The sequence below is a fragment of the Mesorhizobium sp. CA10 genome, assembly GCF_020165285.1.
GTDB lineage: Bacteria > Pseudomonadota > Alphaproteobacteria > Rhizobiales > Rhizobiaceae > Mesorhizobium.
Window position 1 is genome coordinate 33181 of record NZ_JAIUHV010000011.1, and the last position, 16062, is coordinate 49242.

Annotated in this window: 19 protein-coding genes; 11 read left to right on the top strand and 8 right to left on the bottom strand. The window is 62.3% G+C overall.

Annotation, left to right across the window (positions count from 1 at the left end; all coding sequences use genetic code 11):
• Positions 1-241: 241 nt before the first annotated feature.
• Positions 242-667, top strand: a complete 426-nt coding sequence (locus LB535_RS21665; protein ID WP_095769269.1) for an Hsp20 family protein — start codon at positions 242-244, stop codon at positions 665-667.
• Positions 668-730: 63 nt separating this feature from the next.
• Positions 731-988 (top strand): DUF1150 family protein, encoded by a 258-nt coding sequence (locus tag LB535_RS21670; protein ID WP_036257920.1) that lies wholly within the window; start codon positions 731-733, stop codon positions 986-988.
• 89 nt (positions 989-1077) lie between these two features.
• Here LB535_RS21670 and ptsN read toward each other — a convergent pair whose 3' ends face one another.
• The 6 genes from ptsN to lptC all read right to left on the bottom strand — a co-directional run bounded on the left by ptsN (position 1078) and on the right by lptC (position 6310).
• Entirely contained in the window at positions 1078-1542 is a 465-nt protein-coding gene (ptsN, locus tag LB535_RS21675) for a PTS IIA-like nitrogen regulatory protein PtsN (RefSeq protein WP_042641064.1), read from the bottom strand.
• 61 nt (positions 1543-1603) lie between these two features.
• Positions 1604-2191, bottom strand: a complete 588-nt coding sequence (gene hpf, locus LB535_RS21680) for a ribosome hibernation-promoting factor, HPF/YfiA family (protein ID WP_095769268.1) — start codon at positions 2189-2191, stop codon at positions 1604-1606.
• Positions 2192-2496: 305 nt separating this feature from the next.
• On the bottom strand, positions 2497-4026 hold the full coding sequence (gene rpoN / locus LB535_RS21685) for an RNA polymerase factor sigma-54 (protein WP_224633631.1): 1530 nt from the start codon (positions 4024-4026) through the stop codon (positions 2497-2499).
• Positions 4027-4201: 175 nt separating this feature from the next.
• Positions 4202-5020 (bottom strand): LPS export ABC transporter ATP-binding protein, encoded by an 819-nt coding sequence (gene lptB / locus LB535_RS21690; RefSeq protein WP_095769266.1) that lies wholly within the window; start codon positions 5018-5020, stop codon positions 4202-4204.
• Positions 5020-5610 (bottom strand): LptA/OstA family protein, encoded by a 591-nt coding sequence (locus tag LB535_RS21695; protein ID WP_095769265.1) that lies wholly within the window; start codon positions 5608-5610, stop codon positions 5020-5022. The genes lptB and LB535_RS21695 overlap by 1 nt, the downstream gene beginning before the upstream one ends.
• Positions 5597-6310 (bottom strand): LPS export ABC transporter periplasmic protein LptC, encoded by a 714-nt coding sequence (gene lptC, locus LB535_RS21700; RefSeq protein WP_140710212.1) that lies wholly within the window; start codon positions 6308-6310, stop codon positions 5597-5599. The genes LB535_RS21695 and lptC overlap by 14 nt, the downstream gene beginning before the upstream one ends.
• 392 nt (positions 6311-6702) lie before the next feature.
• On the opposite strand from lptC, the gene sppA reads away from it, so the two are divergent.
• From sppA to LB535_RS21720, 4 genes are all read left to right on the top strand, one after another.
• Positions 6703-7659, top strand: a complete 957-nt coding sequence (gene sppA / locus LB535_RS21705) for a signal peptide peptidase SppA (protein ID WP_224633632.1) — start codon at positions 6703-6705, stop codon at positions 7657-7659.
• A gap of 77 nt (positions 7660-7736) precedes the next feature.
• On the top strand, positions 7737-8021 hold the full coding sequence (locus LB535_RS21710; protein WP_027165368.1) for an integration host factor subunit beta: 285 nt from the start codon (positions 7737-7739) through the stop codon (positions 8019-8021).
• A 116-nt stretch (positions 8022-8137) separates the two neighbouring features.
• Complete coding sequence (locus tag LB535_RS21715; RefSeq protein WP_224633633.1) at positions 8138-8470, top strand: LapA family protein; 333 nt, start codon at positions 8138-8140, stop codon at positions 8468-8470.
• A gap of 190 nt (positions 8471-8660) precedes the next feature.
• Positions 8661-9623 carry an ornithine cyclodeaminase family protein gene (locus LB535_RS21720; RefSeq protein ID WP_224633634.1) on the top strand — a complete coding sequence of 321 codons (963 nt, stop codon included), beginning with the start codon at positions 8661-8663 and terminating at the stop codon, positions 9621-9623.
• Positions 9624-9676: 53 nt separating this feature from the next.
• On the opposite strand, the gene LB535_RS21725 is transcribed toward LB535_RS21720, so the two are convergent.
• Positions 9677-10048 (bottom strand): VOC family protein, encoded by a 372-nt coding sequence (locus LB535_RS21725; protein WP_224633635.1) that lies wholly within the window; start codon positions 10046-10048, stop codon positions 9677-9679.
• A gap of 499 nt (positions 10049-10547) precedes the next feature.
• On the opposite strand from LB535_RS21725, the gene LB535_RS21730 reads away from it, so the two are divergent.
• Together LB535_RS21730 and LB535_RS21735 are read left to right on the top strand one after the other, a co-directional pair.
• Positions 10548-11156 carry a hypothetical protein gene (locus LB535_RS21730; protein WP_224633636.1) on the top strand — a complete coding sequence of 203 codons (609 nt, stop codon included), beginning with the start codon at positions 10548-10550 and terminating at the stop codon, positions 11154-11156.
• Positions 11157-11159: 3 nt separating this feature from the next.
• Positions 11160-12242, top strand: coding sequence for a helix-turn-helix domain-containing protein (locus LB535_RS21735; RefSeq protein ID WP_224633637.1), 1083 nt, complete (start codon positions 11160-11162; stop codon positions 12240-12242).
• 481 nt (positions 12243-12723) lie between these two features.
• On the opposite strand, the gene LB535_RS21740 is transcribed toward LB535_RS21735, so the two are convergent.
• A complete protein-coding gene (locus tag LB535_RS21740; protein ID WP_224633638.1) occupies positions 12724-13434 on the bottom strand; it encodes a helix-turn-helix transcriptional regulator in 711 nt (236 codons plus the stop codon).
• A 100-nt stretch (positions 13435-13534) separates the two neighbouring features.
• Between LB535_RS21740 and LB535_RS21745 the strand changes: the two genes are divergently transcribed.
• From LB535_RS21745 to LB535_RS21755, 3 genes are all read left to right on the top strand, one after another.
• Positions 13535-14020, top strand: a complete 486-nt coding sequence (locus LB535_RS21745; protein ID WP_224633639.1) for a DUF1772 domain-containing protein — start codon at positions 13535-13537, stop codon at positions 14018-14020.
• An 88-nt stretch (positions 14021-14108) separates the two neighbouring features.
• Positions 14109-15191: a class I SAM-dependent rRNA methyltransferase gene (locus LB535_RS21750; protein ID WP_224610870.1), complete on the top strand. Its 1083-nt coding sequence runs from the start codon at positions 14109-14111 to the stop codon at positions 15189-15191.
• Positions 15192-16052, top strand: coding sequence for a TrmH family RNA methyltransferase (locus LB535_RS21755; protein ID WP_224633640.1), 861 nt, complete (start codon positions 15192-15194; stop codon positions 16050-16052).
• Positions 16053-16062: the final 10 nt, after the last annotated feature.

Below are 16062 nucleotides of genomic sequence, written 5' to 3' on the forward strand. Positions count from 1 at the left end.
TCAATTCCTTTTGGGAAGTCTTTTTGGGCGGGTTTTAGAGCATGGTTCCCGAAAGGTGGGAACCGGTTTTCGGACGAAATCATGCTCCAATGAAAGGCTGGATGAAGATGACGGTTCGACGAAACGCCATCCTGATTTGGCGGCTTGAACTTGATCGCGCGACGGACCATATCAAGACCATCGGGAAAAATGCCATCCGGGTTTTTCCAGTTTGTGTCGCTCTTCAGAGGACAGTGTAACAATGAGTCGAATGACGCCTTTCTCCAGCCCGCTTCTCCTGGGTTTTGATGCCATGGAAAAGACGCTTGAGCGTCTGGCGAAGTCCGGCGACAGCTATCCTCCGTACAATATCGAGCGCCTCAATGCCGCCGACGGCAAGGCCGAAAGGCTGCGCATCACGCTGGCGGTTGCCGGTTTTGCAGAAAGCGACCTCGATGTCACCACGGAGGAAAACCAGCTGATCGTGCGCGGTCGTCAGACCGACGACACCGAGCGCGAATTCCTGCACCGCGGCATCGCCGCGCGCCAGTTCCAGCGCTGCTTCGTGCTGGCCGACGGCATGCGGGTGATCGCGGCAGAACTGAAGAACGGTCTGCTGTCGATCGATCTCGATCGGCCGGAGTCCGAGCGGATGGTACGGAAAATAAACATATCGGTGAAAGACTGACCTTTGCCGATGGCTCTATGCGAGGCGGCCGATCCTGGCGTCCTCGCGCCAAGGAGGCTTGAAATGACCAGAACTGACGAAACGATCACCATGACCAGCGGCGAACTCGCCCATCTCGGCGAAGGTTCGGTCGCTTATCTCAGGAAAGTGTCGAGCGACGACCTGCGCGGCCGCTTCCCCGGCCTCGGCGAGATCGCGCCCGGCCTGGAGCTGTGGGCGCTGTTTGCCGCCAACGGCCAGCCGATTCTGCTTTCCGACGCCCGTGACCGGGCACTGGCGGGTGCGTTGGAGAACGACCTGACCACTGTCGCCATTCACTAAGGCGATTGCTGGCAGCCTGAAATGGAAAGGGCCGCTCCCGGCGGCCCCTCTAGGGTTTCATCCCAAAAACCAGGTTCGATCCCAAAACGTCAGGCCGCGTGCGAGGCCTGCGTATCAGACAAGAGCGCGTGGATCGCCACCGCGTCGCGCGTTCCCCTGATCTTGGCCACCGTGTCGGCATCGCGCAGCACGCGCGCGATGCGCGACAGCGCCTTGAGATGGTCGGCGCCGGCGCCTTCCGGCGCAAGCAGCAAAAACACCAGGTCGACCGGCTGGTCGTCCAGCGCCTCGAAATCGACCGGCGTTTCCAGCCGGGCGAAGACGCCGGCGATTCGCTTCACGCCGGCGAGCTTGCCGTGCGGAATGGCGATGCCGTTGCCGACGCCGGTCGAGCCCAGCCGCTCGCGCTGCAGGATGGTGTCGAACACCTCTCGCTCCGGAATCCCCGAAATCGCCGCCGCCCTCTCCGACAGCAATTGCAGAAGCTGCTTTTTGGAATTCGCCTTCAACGCCGGCATGATCGCCGGAACGCTGATGAGATCGCTGAGATCCATGCTTGAAAAATCCCTTGCTCGCCTGCCGCGCCAGTCGTCGCCCCCTTGCGCGGCTGGCTTTTTATCCTTGCGCGACTTTGGTCGTCGACGGATCGATCCAGCCGATGTTGCCATCCGGCCGGCGGTAGACGATGTTGAGATGGTCGGTTCCGGCGTTGCGGAACAGGAAGACCGGGCTGTCGCTGTTGTCGAGTTCGATGACCGCCGAAGCCACCGACATGGTCCGCAGCGTCAAGCTTGATTCGGCGACGATGACCGGAGCGAAGTCCTCCGGAATGTCTTCCTCGTCATCGGTGAGGGGAGCCATCACGGTGTAGGCGATGTCGGTCGGCTCTTCGCCATTGCCGTTGCCGGTGTTACGCGACTTCAGCCGGCGCTTGTAGCGCCGCAGCCGCGTTTCCAGGCGGTCGGCCGCCGCCTCGAAGGCAAGCGTCGGGTCCTGGGCGTCGCCGGTCGCCTGCAAAGAAGCGCCGGAATCGAGCCGGACCATGCAGTCGGCGGAGAAACGCGACCCCGATTTGATGACCGTGACATGTCCTGAAAAACCCCGATCGAAATATTTCTCGATCGCCTCGCCGACCCGGTCGTTGATGCGTGTGCGGAACGCATCGCCGATGTCCATGTGTTTTCCCGAAATGCGTAGATTCATCTGAAAACTGACCTTCCTTGCTCAGGCTTCAAACTGTTCCCGAGTTTATACCCGTGGTGCGCGCGCACAAGCTTTGCAGCGGCATGCGCGCCGATTTTAGACCCGAACTTTCCGGTTGATCACAAGTCGCCTTCTTGGCCGTCCATGGCCGTGTCTGACGGACCCATTCGCTAGCGGGCATCACCGCCCTGCTCCATGCGGGCGGGCTTCTAGACACTTCATTGCGGCTTGTCAATGAAACTCGGGAATTGTGGGAAATCAGCACCGTCTCGCACCGGCCAGGACTTGTCGAGATTCGCATCGGCCTAGCGGCCGGCGTTCGCGAGCGCCCGCTTCTCCCGCCGCCGCTGCACCGACGAGGGAATGTTCATGCCTTCGCGATATTTCGCGACGGTGCGGCGCGCGATGTCGACCCCACTTTCCTTGAGCATGTCGACGATGGCGTCGTCGGAAAGCACGTCGATGGGCTTTTCCTCGTCGATCATCTGCTTGATGCGGTCGCGCACGGCCTCGGACGAATGCGCTTCGCCGCCTTCCGCGGAGGCAATCGACGCGGTGAAGAAATAGCGCAGCTCGAAGACGCCGCGCGGCGTCAGCATATATTTGTTGGCGGTGACGCGGCTGACCGTCGATTCATGCATGCCGATGGCGTCGGCCACCGTACGCAGGTTGAGCGGCTTGAGATGGCGCACGCCATGGACGAGGAAAGCGTCCTGTTGCCGCACGATCTCGGACGCCACCTTGAGAATGGTCTTGGCCCGTTGATCGAGGCTGCGCGTCAGCCAGTTGGCGTTCTGCAGGCATTCGGCGAGAAACTCTTTTTCCGCCTGGTCCTTGGCATGGCTCGAAATGCGGGCGAAATAGACATTGTCCACCAGCACGCGAGGCAGCGTATCGGCATTGAGCTCCACCGCCCAGCTGCCGTCATTGGCGGCGCGCACCTCGACATCGGCGACGATCGCGTCGCTCGCGCCGCCCGAAAACGCCAGGCCGGGCCGCGGATCGAGCGCGCGGATCTCGGCCAGCATGTCGAGCAGGTCTTCCTCGTCGACGCCGCAGATGCGTTTCAGCGACTGGAAATCCCGCCGCGCCAGAAGCTCGAGGTTGGCGACCAGCGCCTTCATCGCCGGATCGAGCCGGTCGCGCACCGCCAGTTGCAGCGACAGGCACTCGGCAAGGTCGCGCGCGAAAAGTCCTGCTGGCTCGAAGGTCTGGCACACGCCAAGCACCCGCGCCACCGCCGCGCCGTCCGTGCCGAGCCGAACCGCGATCTCGTCGAGTTCGGTGCGCAGGTACCCGGCTTCGTCGAGCCCTTCGGCTAGCTCACCCGCGATAAGGCGTTCGCCGGGGCTCAAGGAGGCAAGCGCGATCTGCTCGCCGACATGTTCGCGCAGCGTGATGGCGGCCGCGGCCATGTCGCCGACGTCGAACCCCTCGGACGATGCTGCGCCCGCGCCGCCCCCGGCGGCCGACTTCCATTGCGCCGTGAGATCCGGCCCCAGCCTCTCGCTGGTGCCTGGGTCGTCTGGAAACAGGTTCTCCAGGGAAGAATCGAGCTTTTGCGAGATCGCTTCCGCGCTCCACTCCATCTCGCCCTCGAACCAGTCGCCTTCTCTGTCCTTTTCCGGCGATGTCTCGCCTTTCTGGGATAGATCGCCGGCGGCATCGTCCTGCGGCTCGGCCCGTTCCAGCAGCGGATTGCGCTCGATCTCCTCGTCGATGAAGCGCTCGAGCTCGACATGGGTGAGCTGCAGCAGCCGGATCGACTGCATCAGCTGCGGCGTCATCACCAGCGACTGGGATTGTCTGAGCTGCAGTTTGGCTGCCAGCGCCATGATGGACTTCAAACGCCTCGTCTACGCGTCGACTGTTTTTCGGTCGGGCATAGAAACTGGCCCGGCTTTTGCTTGTCAAGCAAAACGCTAGCAGTTGCGGCTTACCGGAGCGTTATCGAGCGCTAAAATGACCGAAAGCCGTGACGCGGCCATCGAACCGCGTCGAAACCCGCAGTCAGAGCGTGAAACCCTCGCCGAGATAGAGACGCCGCACATCGGCGTTGGCGACGATCTCGTCGGCGCGGCCATGCGTCAGCACCTGACCGGCATGGATGATGTAGGCGCGGTCGATCAGGCCGAGCGTCTCGCGCACATTGTGGTCGGTGATCAAGACGCCGATGCCGCGCGCCGTGAGGTGGCGAACGAGCTGTTGGATGTCGGCGACGGCGATCGGATCGATGCCGGCGAAGGGCTCGTCGAGCAGCATATAGGCAGGCCGCGTCGCCAGCGCCCGCGCGATTTCGAGGCGACGCCGTTCGCCGCCCGACAGCGACATGGACGGCGCCTTGCGCAGATGGCTGATGTGAAACTCCTCGAGCAGCTCGTCGAGCGTGCGCTCGCGTTCCTTGCGGCTCTTTTCCACCACCTCCAGCACGGCCCGGATGTTCTGCTCGACATTCAGGCCGCGGAAGATCGACGCTTCCTGCGGCAGATAGCCGATGCCGAGGCGGGCCCGCCGGTACATCGGCATTGAGGTGACATCAAAGCCGTCGATCTCGATCGAACCTTCGTCGACGGGAACAAGGCCGGTGACCATGTAGAAACAGGTGGTCTTGCCAGCGCCGTTGGGGCCGAGCAGGCCGACAGCCTCACCGGCGCGCACGCCGAGCGTCACACCGCTCACCACCTTGCGGCCCTTGTAGCTCTTGGTCAGCCCCTTGGCGATCAGGGTGCCCTTGAACTTCGCCTTGTCGGCGCCGACCGTCGCCGGCGCAGCGGGTTGTGCGGCTGCCCGTCCCGGGAGACGGGCCAGCAGCGAAGTCACGCCGGCCATTACTTGCTCGACGCTCCCTGCTGCGCGTCCTGTTTCTGCGGCTTGAACATCATGATGACGCGAGGACAGCCTTCGACATTGCCGAGGCCGCTCTTCATCTGCACGGTGAGCTTGCAGCCCTTGAGCACATTGTCGCCCTGCGACAGCACCACTTCCTTGCCGGAAAGCACCAGCACCTGCGTCTTCATGTCGAATTTGCCGGTGTCGCCGGTGGCGATCTGGTCGTTCGATTTGATGTAGACTTTGTTCTCGACCTCGAGATGGTCGATATTGGCGGCGCCCGTCATCGCCGATGCGCCTGCTGCGGCACTTTTGCCGGCATTGGCATCCTTGACATAGTAGACCGTCATCTTGCCGGCCTTGAGCAGGGTCGGCCCCTGATTGACCGTCACATTGCCGCTGAACACGGCCATGCTGTCGGCCTGGCGGACCTCGAGCTTGTCGCTTTCGATCTGGATCGGCTGGTCACCCGACAGCTTGAGCCCGGGAATCTGGCTGGTCGCGCTCGATTGCGCGAACGAATGCGCCGTTGCCAAAAACAGCAATGCGGAAGCAGCGCCCGGAAGCCATGCGGATTTACTGCGACGCATTCTGTTCTCCACCGTTTACCCCCGCTGCCTTCAGCGCAGTTGGATCTATGTTGACGCGAACCCGGCTCTCGAAGACCACGAGCCTGCCATTGTCCTCGACCGACATCGAGTCCGCGGTGATGCGCGACCCCCCACGGCTGACGTCGACCGGATTGCTCGTCTTCATAGAGCCTTTGCCCATGTCTAGGAAGATCGATTTGAACTTCGCCATCAGGCCGTCGGTCGTCGTCACGCTGACGTCGCTGGTCAGATCCATCGTGTTGGCGTCGCGATTGTAGATACCGTGCGCGGCATCCACCGAGACGATGTTGTCAGTGGCGACGGGCAGTCTGGCGTTGATGCCTTCGAGGTCGATGACGGCCTGCTGGCCAACATCCTGCGTCGCCCTGGTCGCCGTCAGCGAATATGGCAGCTTCTGCTTGGTGAAGCCGTTGAGCTTCGGATTGGCCATCACCAGCTTGCCATCGGAAAACGCCGTGCCGTCGGCCTGCACCGATACCGACAGCGGCGCTTTGAGGTAGGAATAGACCGGAAAGGCGACGGCGATCGCGACCGCGAGCAGCGGTACCGCAAATTTCAGCACGCGGACGCGGCGCGAGTGCCGCCGGGCGCGGTTGAACGCATCGCCACGCGTGCCGCCTTGGTTCGCGGGAGCCGATGCCTCACCGGCATCGCTCGTTTCGTCAGATCGCGCCAACATGACTTTTCTAATGGACCTTTGCCCGCCCAAACACCGCCTATAGGTGGTATGCCGGCACCTACAAGCAAGCACAAGCGGAGGAAAACTGCAAAAATGTGACAGCTGCCGCGCGCAAAATCGAAAGGAATTCGGCGAGACGGCCTGTACTTCATAGCAGATAAGGACTGCTTGCGTTAATTTTTCGTGAGCCCGGCGTCACCGCCGGAGGCCGAAGCCGGGCCTTTCGGAACAGTTCCGGGAAAGCTGCGAGCGGTTTCCGACAGGAATTGCATCAGGACAAGAAAGTAGAGGGGTCACCCTTCTGTGAAGCGGATGACCCGCGCCAGGAAACGGTAGCCGTGTGTAGAAGCTTGCTTTAAAAGCGTGCTTTCCCACCACCCATGAGGCTGACAATGGCAATGAGAGCCGACGACTTGATCGACCGCCGCCGCTTGCGCCGCAAGCTGACATTCTGGCGCGTGGTCGCGTTTCTGGTTCTGGCGGCAACGATCATCGCTTTCTCGACCTGGGTCTATGACGACAATTTTACCGGCCGGGCGGTCCCCCACATCGCCAAGGTCAAGGTCGAAGGCACCATCACCGAGGACGAGGAGCTGCTCAAAAGGCTGGAATCGATCCGCAAGTCGCCGGAGGTGAAGGGCGTCATCCTTTCGATCGATTCGCCCGGAGGCACCACGGTCGGCGGCGAGGCCACATTCGACGCCGTGCGCAAGCTTGCCGGTGACAAGCCGGTGGTGGCCGAAGTCGGCACGCTGGCGGCATCGGCCGGCTATATGATCGCAAGTGCAGCCGACCACATCGTCGCCCGCAAGACGTCGATCGTCGGCTCGATCGGCGTGCTGATCCAATACCCTGACGTCAGCGGTCTCATGGACAAGCTCGGCATCAAGCTGGAGGAGGTGAAATCGTCGCCGCTCAAGGCTTCGCCCTCGCCCTTCAAGCCGACCAATGACGACGAGCGCGCCATGGTGCGCAAGCTGATCCTCGACAGCTACGACTGGTTCGTCGGCATCGTCGCCGATCGCCGCAAGATGACGCATGAGCAGGCGCTGGCGCTTGCCGACGGCTCGATCTTCACCGGCCGCCAGGCTTTGGCCAACCACCTGGTCGACGCCGTCGGCGGCGAGCAGGAGGCGATCGACTGGCTGGCGACGAAGGGCGTGAACAGCAAGCTCAAGGTCGTCGAGTGGAAGGACAAGGACAGGCGTGGCGGTTTCCTGTTTTCCCAGTCGATGGCAAAAGTGGCGGCCAAGGCGCTCGGCCTGCCGGATGCCGGCGGCGATATCATTCACGAACTCGGCGCCGACCGCTTGTTTCTTGACGGTCTCGTTTCGGTCTGGCACCCTTAAGGTGCCGTTGGGACGAGCCGAAAAAGCAATAAAATCATCCTGATAATCGGTTGCAGTGGTTTTACGGGGAATGTTCTATGATCAAATCCGAGCTTGTGCAGATCATTGCTGCACGCAACCCGCACCTTTTCCTGCGCGACGTCGAAAACATCGTCGGCGCGATCTTTGACGAGATCACCGACGCGCTTGCTGAGGGCAACCGGGTCGAGTTGCGCGGTTTCGGCGCCTTTTCGGTGAAGAACCGTCCGGCCCGCACCGGTCGCAACCCGCGCACCGGCGAATCCGTCGAGGTCGAGGAAAAGTGGGTGCCGTTCTTCAAGACCGGCAAGGAGTTGCGCGAAAGGCTGAACGGCGGCAAATAGGCGCCGGGCCGGCGGGTTGAGACGGCGTCTTGATGCCTAAGGCATGTCTCCCGGAAGCGGAGACCGGTTTCGGGACAAGGACATGCGCGCTTCAGAAGCCTCTCCATGGAGATTTGATGTTCAATCGCTTCATCCTCGTCGTGGTTTTCGTGCCGCTGGCTATCATCCTGATCGCGCTCGCCGTCGCTAACCGCGGCCCTGTCGCCTTCACGGTCGATCCATTTCATCCCGGCAATCCCGCGCTGACGCTGAGCCTGCCGCTTTTCATCTTCCTGTTCCTGGCTTTGGCCATCGGCATGGTCGTCGGAAGCCTGGCCACCTGGGTGAAGCAGGGGCGCTATCGCAAGCTCGCGCGCCAGCGCGGCCTCGAGGCGGAAAGTCTGCGCCAGGCGGTGAGCCGCACGCCCGTAGCGCCCAAGGGACCGGCGCTGCCCAGCCCGACGAACTAATGCATGTCGCCCAGAAGTGCGCAGCGGTTCTGGGACAACGACATGCATCGAACAAAGGCTTAAAGCGCGTCGCCTGAATCTGTTTTCAGCGCGACGCGCTTTAGCAACTCCAGGCAAAGTGCGTAGCGGTTTTCCGTCCGGAATTGCGTAGAAGACAGTCGAGCGTCATTTCGACACCACGGAGCTTTCAATGCTGACCATTTCGGCCGCACAGGTCGACCGCGCGCTGACCTTTCCGGGCCTTGTCGAGACTCTGCGCACCGCCTTCCGCGATGGCGCCGTGCAGCCGGTTCGCCACCATCATGGCGTCGAGCGGCCGGACGGCGCCGCCTCGACCTTGCTTTTGATGCCGGCCTGGACCGACTTCAACGCCGCCGGCACGTCCGAGGGAGGCCATATCGGCGTCAAGATCGTCACCGTGTCGCCGGACAACAACGCCATCGGCAAGCCGGCGGTCATGGGCCTTTATCTTTTGCTAGATGGCGTCACTGGCGAGCCGCAGGCGCTGATCGACGGCCAGCGGCTGACCCAGTGGCGCACGACCTGCGCCTCCGCGCTCGCCGCCTCCTATCTCGCCCGCAAGGACGCCTCGCGGCTTCTGGTGATCGGCGCCGGCGCGCTGTCGCCCTTCCTTGCCAAGGCGCATTCTGCAGTCAGGCCGATCACATCCATCCGCATCTGGAACCGCACGCCTGCCAATGCCGAAAAAGTGGCGGCGGCCTTGCGCGCCGAAGGCCTTCCGGCAAGTGCCGCCGGCGATCTCGATGCGGAGCTTGCCGAGGCCGACATCGTCGCTTCCGCGACCATCTCGAACACGCCGCTGGTCAAGGGCGCGCTGCTGAAGCCGGGCGCCCATGTCGATCTCGTCGGCGGCTTCACGCCGACGATGCGCGAAAGCGATGATGACGCCATTGTCCGTGCCCGCGTCTATGTCGACACCCGCGCCGGCGCCACCAAGGAGGCAGGCGACATCGTCCAGCCGCTGGCCTCCGGCGTGCTGAAACCGGAAGCGATTGTCGCCGACCTGCACGAGCTCGCGCGCGGCGAGAAACAGGGCCGGCAAACCGATGACGAGATCACACTGTTCAAGTCGGTCGGCGCGGCGCTAGAGGATCTCGCCGCCGGCGTCGCCGTCTACAAGGCGCTCAAATAGGCAGTAGGGATTGGGCAGTAGGCAATAGGGAAGATAGGCCTGCTGCCTACTGCCTACTGCCCATTCGGCCAGTAGACGCGCAGGCGATGATTGTCGGGATCGAGCGCGACGAAGGTGCGGCCGAAATCAAGATCGGTTGGGGTCTGCAGAATGTTGAGGCTCCTGCCAGTCAAATCCGCATGGGTGGCATCGACCGCTGCCGCGTTCTCGACGGCAAGCACGAGCTCGCCGCCACCGCCCGCTGCCGCCGCAGCCGGCTCCACCGTGTGGCGCGACCAGAGGCCGAGCTTGAACCCCTTGTCGAGCACGAACATGACGAAGGTCGGCGAGGATTCGACCGGCTCGCGTCCGAGCAGTGAAGCGTAGAACGCGCCGCTCTTTTCCGGGCTGTCGACATAGAGGATCACGAAATTCGGCGTGGTCATATCTGATCTCCAAAGTGTCTGAACCTTGGAGACCATACGCGGGCATGCTGTCAGATTCTGGCAGTGGATTGCTTTGAAGTCCGCAGCGACAATCTTAACTAGATAGGCATCCGGCAATCTTGCCGGGTTGCTGAAAGGAGGTTGTCATGAAGCTTCGTCTTAAGCTCCACATGACGCCGACCGGAAAACCCAGAGGGTAAACCATACGCCACCGGGTCTGGACAGGCAGACAATGGCGACTTGATATGGGGTAAAGCCAGCCGCAGCATGATGCGGTACGGTGAAAATCCGTAGGGTAAATGCGATACCGCTCCTGATCGGCACTCGCGCCCTTACGCGGAACGTTTTTATAAGGACCGCGCACCGCCGCCTTTCGGCTCCTTCGCCTCAATAGGCGCAACGATGTTCGACATCGGTCAAGAACTTTGTCAATTTTTCCCTTGAATTTGGTATTTTGAGAGCCGATACTCCACCAAAGGTAACGGAGAATCGTCCGCGCATGTTTCCGACAGAACCCTTTATTCGCCACGTCATCGGCTCGTACGAGCCGGAGCTGTGCAAGATCATCCACGACGCATGGGACAAGCTTTCGCGCAATCCTGATCGCGGCAGTTTTGACCTGAAGCGCACTGTCGCGGTCAACATGCATCAGAACGTTATGAACGCGGTGCGGTCCGCCTATGCCGGCTCCTCCGAAGTTCGCTTGCTCGAAGGCCATGAAACCATCCGCCTGCTGCTGAAAAAGCAGGTGGTTGTGCGGCTGAAAAAGATGGATAAGCGCGGATATACGCGCGCCCAGCCGACGCAGGCGACCTTGGCTTTCACTAACGTCTCTTCGCTGCCGTACGCATACGACGAGTTTCCCGAAATCCATACTGTCGATTTCGGCTATGTCCTTAACGAGCTGGAAACCAAGATTGAGACTATCCTCGTCGCGGCCCGGTTCGGTGAGTCGGTGATCTGGAGCTACGTTGCCAATGATGACGCCGGGGATGCCCCGGTTGTCGGTACGATTTCGCCGCCGCTGGCGCCGGCATCGGGCACAGCAGCAACTATCATCAAGCTTCCGGTCGCCCATAAGGACCGGAAGGACGATCAGCAGAAGTAAGTCATGCCCGGCTTTAATGGAGCAATGCTGCGCTTGGCGCGGCAGTTTCGAGGATTCCACCAGAAGGAACTGGCGGATCGTATCGGCGTGGACGCAGCCATATTGTCGCGCGCCGAGAATGGCGCACTCCAGCCGTCACAGGCTGTAATCGATAGTTGCGCCGAGGCGCTATCAGTCCGTACGCCTTTCTTCGAAAAGAACTACCATCCGTCTGGTATCCCGCTCAGCTTTCACCCGATGTGGCGCAAAAGGCAGTCTGTGTCGCAGCGCGAGGTCGACCGGGTATTGGCGGGAGCAAACATTCGCGCGATGCATCTTCGAGAACTGATGCCATCGATCATCTTCGAGCCCGAACTGAAAATCCCACAATACGAACCCGGAGAGTACGGCAGGAACTGCCGGGAGATTGCCAAGCTCGTACGCCGAGCGTGGAGCATACCAGCCGGACCGCTGGTCAACCTGACCGACTATGTCGAGCGCGCCGGCATCTTCGTTTTCCACAGTGACTTGGAAAAGATCGATGTCGACGGCCTTACACTTCGGCTCGCTGGGCTTCCCCCAATAGTCGTTTTGAATGGCAACTTGCCAGCTGATAGGATGCGCTTCACGTTGGCGCACGAACTCGCGCACTTGGTTATGCACAGCGTTCCATCGCCAGATATGGAGAAGGAAGCCAACGAATTTGCCAGCGGCCTCCTGATCCCCGCCGATGATATCCGCCCATACTTCAAGGGCCGCCGTATCGACCTGCAATTGGCAGCCCGACTTAAGCCTGAGTGGCGGGTGTCGATGGCGGCTCTTTTGTATGCAGCAGACGAGCTTGGCTATGTCGGCCCGGGGCAGAAACAGCTCCTGTGGAAGCGATACAGCGCCATGGGGTACAAAAGTCGTGGTGAGCCGCAAGAATTGAATTTCCCCGTCGAACCTACAACGCTCAATCGTCGCCTCATTGACGCTCATATTAATGAGTTGGGCTATTCACTTGACGACTTGGCTGACTTGTTCGCGCTCTTGCCGGACGACATCTGCACGATGTACGGAATTGAAAAGCCGCGCTCTGGCCTACGAATTGTTCGGTGGCCGTGACGAGCGAGCATTTGCTGCACGTCTGGCCATTTTGACCTTTCATCGGCATCAAGTGATTCAGCGCGAGCTTTGCAACCGATCAATCAGTCGGCTCGACCTCGCTTAGCCATCTCGATTTGTTCAGCGTCGTGAGGCAATTCAGTGTTCGGTAAGTCGGCATGTAGTTGGCGGGCTGGTTGACGTCACGCGGGCGCTTCGGGCGCTTTGCTGTCATTGAGCGTCTATCAGTTCCCATCTCATGTAGTCGCGCGTCCCCTTCCAACTGTAAACGACCTCGTTGCACACCGTGCAATTAAACTGCCCTTTGTCCCTCTCAGGGAAATCCTTGTAGTGCGCGCGGTAGCGCGCCTTGCAGTTAGGGCAAGCAAAAATGTCAGTGCCTTCGCTCCATGTAGCCATTGCGCCAAATATGGCATTGCAAGGAGTGACTTCAAAGGGTCCATTTCAAACTGACCGACTGCCCAGATTCTGGCGGCAGCGATCAGCCGGAGCCGCCTTTCGTACCGTTCTGGCCGGGCGCGGGTAGCGTAGCCCGCCACTCCTTCAGCATTGCCTGTCGGCGGCGCGGATAGCGGATGTCTGTCGCTGTCAGGCCGGACATCCGGTCGGCGCGGAAATGCCGGAAATCCTGGCGCGTTTCGCACCACGCCACCATCACCCGCACCTTGTCGAAGAAAGCGAGCGCGAACGGCCAGACCAGGCGCTTCGATGCCGCTCCCCCGGCGTCACGGTAGAGGAAGCCAAGCTTGCGCTCGTCGCGGATCGCCTGCCGCACGATGCCGAGGTCGATCGCTTCGGCATTTTCCGAGCGCGGCCCGACAAGCAGTGTCGTAGCGTCGAGATCGTCGCGCAGATCATCCGGCAGCACCGCCGCGATCTTGGCCAGCGCATCCGCCGCGGCCGCCGCCAGCCTTCTGTCCGGCTGCTTAGCCACCCAGCGCGAGCCGAGCACGATTGCCTCGATCTCCTCGTCGGTGAACATCAGCGGCGGCAGCATGAAGCCGGGCTTCAGCACATAGCCAAGCCCCGCCTCGCCTTCGATTGGCGCGCCCTGCCCCTGCAGCGTCGCGATGTCGCGATAGAGGGTGCGGATCGATACGCCGATTGCGTCCGCAAGCGTGCGGCCGCTCACCGGCCGGCGATGGCGGCGAAGGATCTGGACGAGGTCGAGCAGGCGGGCTGAACGGGACATGAATGGCTAACCGGCGTGCCGGACAATAGGGCTGGCCTGCACATCGCGGCAAGCGACCTTCTGCCACGGAACGCCCGCGTCCCGTTCCCGTTCTCCCACAATGGAGATGCGCGGGACCCTGCTGTTCTGGTCGGTGCTGACCGCTTTCGTCGCGGCGCTCAGCCTTGGGCCGTCCTTTGCCCATGTGCTGGAATCGCTGCCGAGGCTGACGAAATGGTCGCCGGCGCTTTGGCGCGAGGCGACGGTCTTCAATGCGCAGTTCCAGCTCTTTGCCGTGATCGGAGCACCGCTGGATGTCGCTGCGATCCTCTGTCCAGCGCTGCTTGCCTGGATGCTGCGCGGCCAAGCGACAGCCTTCTGGCTCGTGCTCGTCGCCGCGTTGCTTTATGCCGTCTCGCTGGCGCTCTGGTTCGGACTGGTCAAGCCGGCCAACGACATTCTTGCGACCTGGGCGCCCGGACCGATCCCGGACAATTTCGAGGCCGTCCGGCTGCGTTGGGAGACCGGCCACATGGCGGTGGCCGCGGCGAAGGCGCTTGGCTTCGTTTCGCTTTGTTTCGGCCTGCTCGGTATCCGGCATGGTTGATTACAGCACCATTGAATGAGCCAGGCTTTGTTGCGCCGGTGGGCTGAGCTGTGGCAGAAGCGGGCCGAACCGCCGGAGATGACCTTTCTTGAAATCTTTTCGCGACAAACGCCGCGATGGCCGCCCGCATCCCGCAAGGGCGGAACAGCCCCGCCCGCGTGATGCGTTCGCGGCCGGACGGCAGCAGGCCGCACCTGCCGAGCGCCGCGAAACAAAGCCGGCGGAGCGGCAGGAAGCCAAGCCGGCGCCGCGCGTGCTTGCGCGCCGCGAAGGCGCGTTGCCTGCCGAGCGCCTGCCATTAATCCTCGAAGTCGCGCCGAACGCCGATTACGCCCTGCTTGACAGCGGCGCCGGTGAGAAGCTCGAGCAATACGGCCCGTACCGCATCGTGCGCCCCGAGGGCCAGGCAATCTGGCAGCGGGCCCTTCCGGCGAAGGAATGGGAGCGCGCCGACGCCATCTTCACCGGCGACACCGACGAAGAGGGCATCGGCCGCTGGCGGTTTCCCAAAACGCCGCTCGGCGAAACCTGGCCGATGAAGCATGACGGCATCGATTATCTCGGCCGCTTCACCTCGTTTCGCCATGTCGGCGTCTTTCCGGAGCAGGCCTCTCATTGGGACCATATGGCGGGACTGATCGCGTCGGCGAGACGCCCGGTCAAGGTGCTTAACCTGTTCGGCTATACCGGCCTCGCCTCGCTGGTGGCGGCCCGCGCCGGCGCCGAGGTCACCCATGTCGATGCCTCGAAGAAGGCGATCGGCTGGGCGCGCGAGAACCAGGAAATGGCCGGCCTTGCCGACAAGCCGATCCGCTGGATCGTCGAGGACGCGATGAAATTCGCCGAGCGCGAGGAACGCCGCGGCAGCCGCTACGACATCGTGCTGTTCGATCCGCCGGCCTATGGCCGCGGACCCAAGGGCGAGGTCTGGCAATTGTTCGAGGACCTGCCGGGCCTCACCGAGCTTTGCCGCTCGATCCTGACGCCGAAACCGCTCGCCGTCGTCCTCACCGCCTATTCGATCCGCGCTTCCTTCTTCGCCATCCATGCGCTGATGCGCGATACCTTCGCCGGTATGGGCGGCACGGTCGAATCCGGCGAGCTGATCATTCGCGAGAAATCCGCCGGCCGCGCGCTGTCGACCTCGCTGTTCTCGCGCTGGGTGGCTTGAATGACGGCACATGACGGCGCTCGCCCTGTCGGGCAGGTCAAGGAAGTCACCAGCCTTGCCAATCCCCTGGTCAAGGACATCAAGGCGCTGGCGCTCAAAAAATTCCGCGACCAGCAGAACGCCTTCATGGCCGAGGGCCTGAAGCTGGTCATCGATGCCCTCGACCTCGGCTGGTCGATCAGGACCTTGGTCTTCGCCAAGGCCGGACGCGGCAACCCGGCCGTCGAAAAAGTCGCCGCGCGGACCGTTGCCGCCGGCGGCATGGTGCTCGAAGTTTCCGAAAAGGTGCTCGCTGCCGTCACCCGCCGTGAGAACCCGCAAATGGTGGTCGGCGTCTTCGCGCAGCAGACGGTGCCGCTGAAGGACATCCGCGCCAGGGACGGCGATGTCTGGGTGGCGCTCGACCGGGTGCGCGACCCCGGCAATCTCGGCACCGTGATCCGCACCGTCGACGCCGTCGGCGCCAAGGGCGTCATCCTGGTCGGCGACACCACCGACCCGTTCTCGCTGGAGACGGTGCGCGCCACCATGGGCTCGATCTTCGCCGTGCCGGTCGCCAGGGCGACCGAGCAGGCCTTCCTCGCCTGGCGCCGCGATTTCTCCGGCCTTGTCGCCGGAACCCATCTCAAGGGCGCGGTCGACTATCGCTCGGTCGATTTCTCCAGGGGACCGGTCCTGCTGCTGATGGGCAACGAGCAGCAGGGCCTGCCGGACAGTCTCGCCGAAAGCTGCGACCGGCTGCTCAGAATTCCCCAGGCAGGCCGGGCCGATTCGCTCAATCTGGCGGTCGCCACCGGCGTGATGTTGTTCGAGATCCGGCGCGGCGCGTTGAAGCTCGAGCCTGCCAATGACATCCGATGAGGACCGCCAA

Coding starts and splice junctions, on each gene's coding strand:
- lptC (WP_140710212.1), bottom strand. CDS start 6,310: ATGTTGGCGCGATCTGACGAAACGAGCGATGCCGGTGAGGCATCGGCT.
- rpoN (WP_224633631.1), bottom strand. CDS start 4,026: ATGGCGCTGGCAGCCAAACTGCAGCTCAGACAATCCCAGTCGCTGGTG.
- LB535_RS21710 (WP_027165368.1), top strand. CDS start 7,737: ATGATCAAATCCGAGCTTGTGCAGATCATTGCTGCACGCAACCCGCAC.
- LB535_RS21720 (WP_224633634.1), top strand. CDS start 8,661: ATGCTGACCATTTCGGCCGCACAGGTCGACCGCGCGCTGACCTTTCCG.
- LB535_RS21740 (WP_224633638.1), bottom strand. CDS start 13,434: ATGTCCCGTTCAGCCCGCCTGCTCGACCTCGTCCAGATCCTTCGCCGC.
- LB535_RS21735 (WP_224633637.1), top strand. CDS start 11,160: ATGCCCGGCTTTAATGGAGCAATGCTGCGCTTGGCGCGGCAGTTTCGA.
- hpf (WP_095769268.1), bottom strand. CDS start 2,191: ATGAATCTACGCATTTCGGGAAAACACATGGACATCGGCGATGCGTTC.
- LB535_RS21715 (WP_224633633.1), top strand. CDS start 8,138: ATGTTCAATCGCTTCATCCTCGTCGTGGTTTTCGTGCCGCTGGCTATC.
- ptsN (WP_042641064.1), bottom strand. CDS start 1,542: ATGGATCTCAGCGATCTCATCAGCGTTCCGGCGATCATGCCGGCGTTG.
- LB535_RS21725 (WP_224633635.1), bottom strand. CDS start 10,048: ATGACCACGCCGAATTTCGTGATCCTCTATGTCGACAGCCCGGAAAAG.
- lptB (WP_095769266.1), bottom strand. CDS start 5,020: ATGGCCGGCGTGACTTCGCTGCTGGCCCGTCTCCCGGGACGGGCAGCC.
- LB535_RS21695 (WP_095769265.1), bottom strand. CDS start 5,610: ATGCGTCGCAGTAAATCCGCATGGCTTCCGGGCGCTGCTTCCGCATTG.
- LB535_RS21755 (WP_224633640.1), top strand. CDS start 15,192: ATGACGGCACATGACGGCGCTCGCCCTGTCGGGCAGGTCAAGGAAGTC.
- sppA (WP_224633632.1), top strand. CDS start 6,703: ATGGCAATGAGAGCCGACGACTTGATCGACCGCCGCCGCTTGCGCCGC.
- LB535_RS21745 (WP_224633639.1), top strand. CDS start 13,535: ATGGAGATGCGCGGGACCCTGCTGTTCTGGTCGGTGCTGACCGCTTTC.
- LB535_RS21730 (WP_224633636.1), top strand. CDS start 10,548: ATGTTTCCGACAGAACCCTTTATTCGCCACGTCATCGGCTCGTACGAG.
- LB535_RS21665 (WP_095769269.1), top strand. CDS start 242: ATGAGTCGAATGACGCCTTTCTCCAGCCCGCTTCTCCTGGGTTTTGAT.
- LB535_RS21670 (WP_036257920.1), top strand. CDS start 731: ATGACCAGAACTGACGAAACGATCACCATGACCAGCGGCGAACTCGCC.